This window comes from Mediterraneibacter sp. 210702-DFI.5.30 (genome assembly GCF_020560115.1).
Classification (GTDB): Bacteria; Bacillota; Clostridia; order Lachnospirales; family Lachnospiraceae; genus Mediterraneibacter; species Mediterraneibacter faecis.
This window is the reverse complement of sequence record NZ_JAJCME010000016.1, coordinates 46,661-55,768: the sequence shown is the minus strand read 5'-3', so window position 1 is coordinate 55,768 and position 9,108 is coordinate 46,661. Positions and strand designations below refer to the sequence as shown.

9 protein-coding genes and 1 other RNA gene are annotated in these 9,108 nt (G+C 42.5%); 1 reads left to right on the top strand and 9 read right to left on the bottom strand.

The window, feature by feature from the left end:
• Positions 1–130: 130 nt before the first annotated feature.
• The 3 genes from LI126_RS13385 to tadA all read right to left on the bottom strand — a co-directional run bounded on the left by LI126_RS13385 (position 131) and on the right by tadA (position 1,562).
• Positions 131–616 (bottom strand): DUF2798 domain-containing protein, encoded by a 486-nt coding sequence (locus tag LI126_RS13385; protein ID WP_227165562.1) that lies wholly within the window; start codon positions 614–616, stop codon positions 131–133.
• 105 nt (positions 617–721) lie between these two features.
• An RNA gene (gene ffs / locus LI126_RS13380) (signal recognition particle sRNA large type) lies at positions 722–983 on the bottom strand.
• 87 nt (positions 984–1,070) lie between these two features.
• Positions 1,071–1,562, bottom strand: a complete 492-nt coding sequence (tadA, locus tag LI126_RS13375) for a tRNA adenosine(34) deaminase TadA (RefSeq protein ID WP_015527980.1) — start codon at positions 1,560–1,562, stop codon at positions 1,071–1,073.
• 99 nt (positions 1,563–1,661) lie between these two features.
• Here tadA and LI126_RS13370 point away from each other — a divergent pair, with 99 nt between their 5' ends.
• Positions 1,662–2,543 carry a hypothetical protein gene (locus tag LI126_RS13370; RefSeq protein WP_227165561.1) on the top strand — a complete coding sequence of 294 codons (882 nt, stop codon included), beginning with the start codon at positions 1,662–1,664 and terminating at the stop codon, positions 2,541–2,543.
• Between the two features lie 78 nt (positions 2,544–2,621).
• On the opposite strand, the gene LI126_RS13365 is transcribed toward LI126_RS13370, so the two are convergent.
• From LI126_RS13365 to atpG, 6 genes are all read right to left on the bottom strand, one after another.
• On the bottom strand, positions 2,622–3,506 hold the full coding sequence (locus LI126_RS13365) for a hypothetical protein (RefSeq protein ID WP_227165560.1): 885 nt from the start codon (positions 3,504–3,506) through the stop codon (positions 2,622–2,624).
• Positions 3,507–3,571: 65 nt separating this feature from the next.
• Positions 3,572–4,402, bottom strand: a complete 831-nt coding sequence (locus tag LI126_RS13360) for a M15 family metallopeptidase (RefSeq protein WP_172790476.1) — start codon at positions 4,400–4,402, stop codon at positions 3,572–3,574.
• 68 nt (positions 4,403–4,470) lie between these two features.
• Complete coding sequence (locus LI126_RS13355) at positions 4,471–6,090, bottom strand: bifunctional diguanylate cyclase/phosphodiesterase (RefSeq protein WP_055148610.1); 1,620 nt, start codon at positions 6,088–6,090, stop codon at positions 4,471–4,473.
• A gap of 217 nt (positions 6,091–6,307) precedes the next feature.
• Entirely contained in the window at positions 6,308–6,724 is a 417-nt protein-coding gene (atpC, locus tag LI126_RS13350) for an ATP synthase F1 subunit epsilon (protein ID WP_015527986.1), read from the bottom strand.
• 24 nt (positions 6,725–6,748) lie between these two features.
• A complete protein-coding gene (gene atpD / locus LI126_RS13345; RefSeq protein ID WP_015527987.1) occupies positions 6,749–8,143 on the bottom strand; it encodes a F0F1 ATP synthase subunit beta in 1,395 nt (464 codons plus the stop codon).
• 73 nt (positions 8,144–8,216) lie between these two features.
• Positions 8,217–9,107: an ATP synthase F1 subunit gamma gene (gene atpG / locus LI126_RS13340; protein ID WP_227165559.1), complete on the bottom strand. Its 891-nt coding sequence runs from the start codon at positions 9,105–9,107 to the stop codon at positions 8,217–8,219.
• Position 9,108: the final 1 nt, after the last annotated feature.

Genomic DNA, 9,108 nt, shown 5'->3' with positions numbered 1-9,108 from the left:
AACATGCATCCTCCGTGTCAATCAGCGGAGTGATTGACACGGGAGTGAACAGTAAAGGGAAAGCTATCATACGATAACAACACAAAGTGTGTCAGATTATCGTATGATAGCTTTCCCTTATTTTGCAGCTTTAATCAAAAGCCACATCTTCTTTCTGCTCCTCACGGAAAATAACCCCAAAGACTTTTCTGACAATCGGTCCTGCGAAGCACAGCTGCCAGAAGAATGCCATTGGGAAATTGAATACTGTTGTCTGGAACCACACAGCAATCATCTGATTTCCTGCATCCTTAAAGAGCAGTGTTGCTGCAAGGCTCATCAGCGGGCACATTCCAATGATGGATAAAACGGATATCGCCAGCACGATCATAAACGGATTATCTTTCTGTGGGTTCACGATCATAAATGCTTTCTTCTTTGCAATCGGTCCTACGAGAAAGAAATCCAGAATGAAAGCAATCGGTCCCATGATGATAAGTTCATGGAATGCTGCCAGAAAGACCTCATTACTCATTCCTCCCATATTCAGGGAGATGTTGTAGCAGATCATTGCATAAACCATGACAAAAACCATCATGATTGTGAAAATTACTTCTTGAAACTTATTTTTTGGCATAAAAAATCCTCCTATCATGATAAGCGTAACAGATTGTGTTGTTCGTTCATCATTCCGGAGGGAATGTATCGTTTCCAATATAAATACCATTCTATTCATTTTTTTACGTGCATTGCGCTTCGAACTTGGCCCACAAGCGTTACCCCGGTAGTTAACTCAGCCCAGGCACCCTCACGGCACCCGAGAGGTTCTGCTTAGTGCTGCTCCGTTCCCGACCTGACACGGTTCACAGAGTCCCGTCGCGTGAGACCCAGACGTCAACGTCACTTTCCGGGGGCAGCCCTGCAGACTGTCGCCCTCTGCGCAATATCACCCCTGCTATAGCGGATTGCAGGTTCAAGGTACCGCTACCACCCCGGCTGCACGGATTATTATTTTACATGATAAATGAATGCTTGTCAAGTATGCTGCTTTTTCTTTTGCACAAGATTCCACATGATTTTATACCTCTGTGTTACAGACTCTGTGCTTCTGCTTTTTTCTTCATCTTCCTGGCTTCCCTGAGTTCTCTGAAAAACTGCTTCATCAACTGGCTGCATTCTTCTTCCAATACGCCTGTTGTAAGATCTGCCTGATGGTTAAATGCCTGGATATCCAGTAGATTCAGAATGGAACCTGTACATCCTGCTTTCGGATTCATACACCCGACAACCACTCTTGGTATACGGGACTGGACAATTGCACCTGCACACATCTGACATGGCTCTAATGTCACATACAATGTACATTCTTCCAGACGCCAGTCACCAAGCTTTTTGCTTGCTTTCTTGATTGCTGCGACCTCAGCATGTGCCAGTGGATTCTTGTCTGTATTCCGTCGGTTATAACCGCGTGCAATAATCTTATCTTCATGAACGATCACGCAGCCAATCGGGGTTTCTCCCAGATTATACGCTTTCTCTGCCTGTTTTAAGGCCGCACGCATATATTTTTCATCCGTTGTCATCCTCATTTTGTTTCCTTTCGGTTATTGTATAAAAATAGCATTAATATTCCTTTTCATTCTGAATAAACTATATAGAAAAATTCTTTTCAGGGGCTTGCTATGAATCCGGGAAGTTATTATTTATATGAGTACGAATCCTGCTGCCGCCGCAGAAATCTTGGTTTTCTACAAATTTCATCACATAATTATTCTTATCTCTTAACACTTCATGTTAAAAATCTTCCGATTGTCCCTGGAGAACAGTTGGAAGTCCATGCATTTATTCTCGAAAATCAAACACTTACAGGTTCTCCCGTTGCACTTCTTCAGTGCTCTGGTCAGAACTTATCCACACAACTGGTCATTTCCGAGGAACGTTTTCCACATAAAAGAACTCTTAAACACATCGATGGGTTCATTATTTTCTCCATCACCCAAAATCGATCACAGCATTGGATTGCCTCCGCTGTACCTCTGCCGGATTTTTATTCTTTTTCTGATTGCTCTTTATCAACAGAAGAGAGTTTATCCTCTGAACCTGAGAATCCATCCCTTTCGGAAGAATCCCTCATAACAGAAGACACTGTATCTGAGACTGTATCCGAAGCAGCATTATCTGACGCTTCTATTGATGCTGCTTCAACTGAAGAGGTACCAACTGAGGTGACACCAACTGAGGAGACTGCAATTCAGGACGCTTCAATTCAAGCCAGAAAAATCACACACGCAGAGATTTCCACACTTCCGCGCAGATTCTGGCCACTTGCCAACAATAGTTTTCTTCTGCATGGCTGTCATAATTATCATCACCTTCTCCTGATCAAAGAAAAGGATCATCTTTGGCTTGGCGTTCCCGGCCTTTACGATCCCAGAGAAGCACATATGGCTAACTTGTTCGGCTTTCCTCAATTTACCAGTTCTTACATCTCTATTCTGGAACTTACCGAAGATGAATGTGAAAACTCTGAATCTTTCGGTCACTGGTGTCGATACTTAATGTGATTCTTAAAAAGAAAGGAAAAAGATAGAGAAAGGAAGCGTTCACAGCGGATGCACTTCTTTTCTCTATCAATTTTAATTTTAATCCAGATAAATTGGCGGTTCGTAATCCTCTCCAAGAAGTACTTTCTTGCGTTCCTGATATCCGAGGAATGCCCATTCTGTCATATCTGTCCATTTATGGTTTGCACGGTCATAAACCTGCACATATCCAATTCTTTTCGGATGCATACGTACGCTGTTGGATTCATATTCTCTTCCCGTATATGGATTAATGTCTCCAACTTCTTCCTGTACAGGCTCTTCGTATGTTGCCTCTTCCTGCACCGGCTCTACCGGCTGTGTCTCATAGGATGAAACTTCTGATTCTTCATATGGTTCTGCTTCTTCCTCTGCCGGCTGATCATAATCTTCCGTATAGGAAACTTCTGGTTCCACAGAGTTTTCTTCTTCCTGATCTGATTCCGGCACTTCCTGAAGCTCTTCCTTATATTCCTCTTCTGTCTGAAGATCTTCTCTGACATCTTCAGTTGGCTCTGCTTCTACTGCATTCTTTTCAAGTTCAGCAAGTTCTTCATGCATATCATAAATCTCACCGATCGTCATGTCACGTTCTTCACCTGTAAGCTGCTGTTCTTCCTTCTCTGTCTCCACCGTTTCCTCTGAAAAGCTCTCTTCCGGCTGTTCCTGTTCATTCCATTTTACTTCCTGCTTCCTGATACGTCCGGCTGCGCTCTCTGTAATCTCTCCTGACATGATACTCAGCTGAAACGGACAGCCGAGAATGGATGCGATCAATCTCATATCCTGTTCCTGAAAATTATCCCTTCCAAGACGCTGTGTTAAATTCTGACGTGACATCTTCTTTCCTGTCTCTTTCTCAATCGTCTCCGCCAGTTCTTTGATCGTCATTCCCTTTCTTCCCAGGACGATTTTCACCTGTTCTCCAAATGTTAAATCTTCCATTTACTTCTCCTCCTTATGTATTATTTATACTTCTCTCTTATCTGTCGATCAGAACAGTTTTTCACTTAATTTGCAGAAACATATTCTTCCAAAGTAAGTCCGTTCTCTGTCATCTCTTTTGCAGCATCTACTCCCACATAACGATAATGCCACGGCTCATATATAATTCCTGTAATATCAGACTTATCCTGCGGAAACCGAAGAACAAAACCATACTCTGAACAATGTTCCATCAACCACTTTTGCTCTTCTGTATCTCCCTGTTTCTCATCAAGCTCCCCGTACTTTGTCGACATAATGTCAACTGCAAGACCAGTTGCATGCTCGCTTGTTCCTGGAATTGCAACTGATTTTTTTGTCTCATCATACGCATTTAACGGTGTATATCCCTGATTGATCCAATCCTGCATCGTCGTATTAAAGACATCTCTCTGCTTCTCATAAGAACGATATCCTGATGTCACATACATGCTGAGTCCTGCCTTCTTCGCATCATCCAGCATCTTATTCAGACTGTCTGCCATCCTGGAATCTATCTGTTTTCCACCACTTATCTCCGTTAGATTCGCCGGCACATAAGAAGTATCCAATGGATGCTTCTCATTCACAAGTGCAAGACACCACCGGTCATCATCACTTGCCAGCAACTCTGCAGTATTTTCTGTTACTTCTTCTCTGTCTAACTCTGCCTGCAGTTCTTCGTTCTCCTTTGTCTGCTCCTGTAATTTTGCATTGCTGATTTCCAGCTTCTTTTCAGCTTTTTTCAATGTAATTGAGGAGATTCCTGAAGTAATTGCCACTCCTGCAATTACTCCTGCCAAAGCACCTGTAAGCATTAGTTTCTTTGCTCTGTCTCTGAACAATACTTTATTCATCTTATTTAATTTCAACTCCATCTGTATTTTTCATCTTATCCTCTGTAATATTTAGAATCTTTTCCGTTTCATCCCCCCGGCAGATCATCCTATTCCTTCAGATATCGCACTTCAAATGTCTCCACTTTGATCGGTTTATTAAATAATGTTCCCTGTGCATAATCGCATCCTAATTCCTGAAGAACATTCAGCTGATCCTGTGTTTCAACACTCTCCGCAAGAACAGAACATCCCAATTGATGACAAATATCAATTACGGCCTTTGCTACCACTCTGCTTCTTCTGTTTCCAACCAGATTTGTAATCAGGCTCTCATCCAGCTTCAATCCATCAAAATCCATAATGGACAGAATCGAAAAGCTGGAATTCTTAGCTCCGAAATGATCCAATACTACGCGGACATTCGCTTTTCTGATCTTACTGCATGATGCCGCCAGCATCTCCTGATTCGTATCTGTATAAGATTCGGATACTTCTACTTCCAAATATTCGCATAATACCTGATATTTCTCAATCAGCGCACTCATCTGATCCGCAATGTTCTCCTGCCTCAATGTTTCACCTGCAAAGTTTACTGAAATCGGCACCATCTGGATTCCTTCTGTCTCCCACTTATGAAGGATCTGACATACCTGTTCAAATATATAGAGATCGAGATAATGTGACAACCTTGTCTCTTCCAGAAGATTAATATATCTTCCCGGATCCATAATTCCAAGATCCTTATGATGATATCTGACAATCGCTTCAGCACCTGCAATTTCTCCAGTCTGCACATCAATCTTCGGTACCAGACATACAATAAAATTCTTCTGTTCAATATCCTCCAGAAGATCCTTTTTGATGATTGGCTCATGATGACCTTTACGCAGATTTTTATAATACTTCTTTTTCTCTTCCCGCATCATATTCTCTGCACTGATCACAAGACCATTCACATCTATGTCTACTTTTCCCCAGGCATACCCTACTGAAACCAGTCCCAGACTTATGTTCTCAAGCTTTGTATATGCACCATGTACCTGTTGTGTGAAATCTTCATATGAAGCGTTCTCTACAAGAACCAGATACTCATCGCCTGTCATTCTGTATACATTACCATTATGGAAATACTCCGAAAGCACTTCACCAACTCTGGTGACAACTTCATCTCCATAATCTCTGCCAAATTCTTTATTAAAATTCTTCAGTCCATTAATGTCTACAGAAAGAGCTCCCAATGTCTTCAATTCTTCCGGTTCCACATGATCCAGATATGCAACAAAACTATTTCTGTTAAGTACTCCTGTCAGATTATCATGATAACTGAGATACTCCTGCTGTTTCTGGAGTTTATGAAGAGTGATTGCCTGCGGTATATACGGAATCACCGTACGAAGCAATCCAACATCACATCCGCCCCGGTGAACTCCAACTGCTGCAAGAATTGCTACTGTATTCTCATCCAGCTGCAAACTCACACTGTAATCGGCCTCTGTTGAATTTGTAATCTCCTGCTTCATCCACTTTGGCTGCTGTTCTTCCGGAAGCATCTTTATCTTATCTCTCTGCCATGGAACATTCTCTGCACACCACTCAAAGATGGTCTCAATATCCCCATACTCTTTCTCAATATAGTACACGTATTCTGAATCATAATAATCACGTACCGCACGAAGTACATCATTTACGATTTCTGAAAGAGAACGTGGCTTTTTTCTATCACTCATATCGTTTTTCCTCTGTCTTTCTATAATTTTAGACACTCAGATAAGATTATTGTATTATACTACGAATTAAAATGCAATACAAAAAAGTTTCGCAGTTCACTTTTAAATGTAAAAAAGAGGGGGATTTCCCATTCTGGAAAATCTGTCCCTCTTCTATAATTAAATGATATATCCTGCAGGTACTTCTGATCCCTGCACATCTACATGCTCTCGAAATCTATAAATTCCACTTTTTATCCTGTGAAACACGAAGTCGGTTCATCGCTCTTGCCAGAGATGCCTGCGTATGATAATACTGCTGGATACTCTGCTGCTGACGTAACCTTTCCTCTGCACGCTCTTTCTGCTCCTGTGCTCGTCGCACATCGATGTCTTCTGGTTTCTCGGCTGTATCAACAATCAGTGTAACTCGGTTGTTTACGATTTCAACAAATCCCACGCCCACTGCAATGTCTTTCCAATCTTCGCCGTCCAGACTCATATGTGCAACTCCGACATTCACAGCGATTACCATATTCTCATGATTTGCAAGAATTCCCTTTTCTCCATCCGGAGCCGGAATGATCAGCTTCTTACAACGACCTTCGTAGAATACACCATCACTTGCTATGATTTTCAGACCAAATGTATCCATATGCACATTCTCCTATTTCAACAATTACTCTTCTTCCATCTCTTTTGCCTTGGCAATTACATCATCAATTGTTCCGACATTGAAGAAAGCGTTTTCCGGATAAGCATCCATCTCTCCATCGATGATCATCTTAAATCCACGGATTGTCTCTTTTAATGGTACATATTTTCCAGGAATTCCTGTAAATGTCTCTGCTACGAAGAATGGCTGGGACAGGAATTTCTGAATCTTTCTTGCACGCATAACAGTTGCTTTATCCTCATCTGAAAGCTCTTCCATACCAAGGATTGCAATGATATCCTGCAGTTCTTTATATTTCTGAAGAATTGCGATCACCTTGTTGGCTACTTCGTAATGTTCTTCTCCTACAACGTCTGCTTCCAGGATACGGGAGCTTGACTCCAGCGGATCTACGGCCGGATAAATACCCTGCTCAACGATCTTTCTGGAAAGTACGGTTGTTGCATCCAGGTGGGCAAATGTTGTTGCCGGAGCCGGGTCTGTCAGGTCATCGGCCGGTACATATACTGCCTGAACCGATGTTACAGAACCGTTCTTTGTAGATGCGATACGCTCCTGAAGTTCACCCATTTCTGTTGCCAGTGTCGGCTGATAACCTACGGCTGAAGGCATACGTCCAAGAAGAGCTGATACCTCAGATCCAGCCTGTGTAAAACGGAAAATATTATCGATAAAGAGAAGCACGTTCTGATGCTGCTCATCACGGAAATATTCTGCCATTGTAAGTCCTGTCTCAGCGACACGCATACGAGCTCCAGGTGGCTCATTCATCTGTCCGAATACCAGGGCTGTTTTCTCCAGTACTCCGGATTCTTTCATCTCTGTCCAGAGGTCGTTACCCTCACGGGAACGCTCTCCAACTCCTGTAAAAATGGAATATCCGCCATGCTCTGTTGCAATGTTACGGATCAATTCCTGAATCAGCACGGTCTTACCTACACCGGCACCACCGAACAGACCAATCTTACCACCTTTTGCATAAGGAGCAAGAAGGTCGATAACTTTAATACCTGTCTCAAGGATCTCTACTACCGGGCTCTGATCCTCAAATGTAGGCGGCTGTCTGTGGATTACCCATTTTTTAGAATCTGTAATCGGCTCTCCGTTATCAATTGTCTCGCCGAGTACATTAAATAATCTTCCAAGTGTCTGCTCGCCGACAGGAACCTGAATACCGGCTCCTGTTGCAGTAACTTCCATATCTTTGCAAAGTCCTTCACTTGCAGCAAGCATCAGGCAGCGCACCTCATTATTTCCAAGGTGCTGTGCAACCTCCATGATGCATTTCTTTCCATTATTATCAACTTCAAGAGCATCTTTGATAAAAGGAAGATCACCGTTTTCAAACACTACGTCAACGACAGGTCCCATAACCTGTACAATTCGTCCTTTATTCATGTTCTCTCTCTCTTTCTATATTTCAGTCATTACAAACTGCAACAACCTGCTGTCTGTAACGCATCTCGACATTTTAACTCTTCTTCTGCTGAGCTCTTGCGCCGGCACAAACCTCTGTGATCTCCTGTGTGATCGCAGCCTGTCTTGCTCTGTTATAGAGGATTGACAGATCTTTGATCAGATCCTGTGCACTGTCTGTTGCTGACTTCATTGCCATCATACGGGCATTATGCTCACTGGCATAAGCCTCAACCAGACATCCGTAGATCATACCGTTGATATAACTTGGTACAATACTGTTCATGACATCCATAGGAGATGGATTTAGTTCGATTTCCTCGCGATACATATTCAAAGGCATCTTCATTTCGCCAAAGTCCCCTCTCTCGAGTGGAAGAAGTTTTAACACTTCTGCCTCTGACTGAACTGCATTTTCCATTCGTGTATATACTACGTAAACTTCATCCAGCTCATGATTGTTAAACTGATCCAGAATAACCGCTGAGATGTCACGGGCACGATGCATGGTCGGCTTCTGAACTGTGTAACGGAAGTTTGTATCAATATCTACATCCTTCTTTGCGAAATAATGACGTCCAAGCTCTCCCACAACAAAAAGCTTATGCTGACCCGGCTTGGAAAGAATCTCTTCCTCAAGCTTCACAATATTGTGATTGTATGCACCGGCCAGTCCCTTGTCCGCCGTGATAACGATCGATCCAATCTTACGTTCCTCTGCCGGAATGTTTTCCCTCTTGTTGAAATAACTATGATGTAATTCTGGTAGATGACGTAAAATACGACTGATCTCACCCTGCAGCGCATAGAAATATGGTTCTGTATCTGCCAGCTTCTTTCTCGCCTGTGTCAGTTTGGAAGAAGAGATCATATACATTGCATTGGTAATCTTCATTGTGTCTTTGACACTGTTGATTCTGCTCTGTATCTCTCTGATATTTGTCATA

Coding starts and splice junctions, on each gene's coding strand:
- LI126_RS13385 (WP_227165562.1), bottom strand. CDS start 616: ATGCCAAAAAATAAGTTTCAAGAAGTAATTTTCACAATCATGATGGTT.
- tadA (WP_015527980.1), bottom strand. CDS start 1,562: ATGACAACGGATGAAAAATATATGCGTGCGGCCTTAAAACAGGCAGAG.
- LI126_RS13370 (WP_227165561.1), top strand. CDS start 1,662: ATGAATCCGGGAAGTTATTATTTATATGAGTACGAATCCTGCTGCCGC.
- LI126_RS13365 (WP_227165560.1), bottom strand. CDS start 3,506: ATGGAAGATTTAACATTTGGAGAACAGGTGAAAATCGTCCTGGGAAGA.
- LI126_RS13360 (WP_172790476.1), bottom strand. CDS start 4,402: ATGGAGTTGAAATTAAATAAGATGAATAAAGTATTGTTCAGAGACAGA.
- LI126_RS13355 (WP_055148610.1), bottom strand. CDS start 6,090: ATGAGTGATAGAAAAAAGCCACGTTCTCTTTCAGAAATCGTAAATGAT.
- atpC (WP_015527986.1), bottom strand. CDS start 6,724: ATGGATACATTTGGTCTGAAAATCATAGCAAGTGATGGTGTATTCTAC.
- atpD (WP_015527987.1), bottom strand. CDS start 8,143: ATGAATAAAGGACGAATTGTACAGGTTATGGGACCTGTCGTTGACGTA.
- atpG (WP_227165559.1), bottom strand. CDS start 9,107: ATGACAAATATCAGAGAGATACAGAGCAGAATCAACAGTGTCAAAGAC.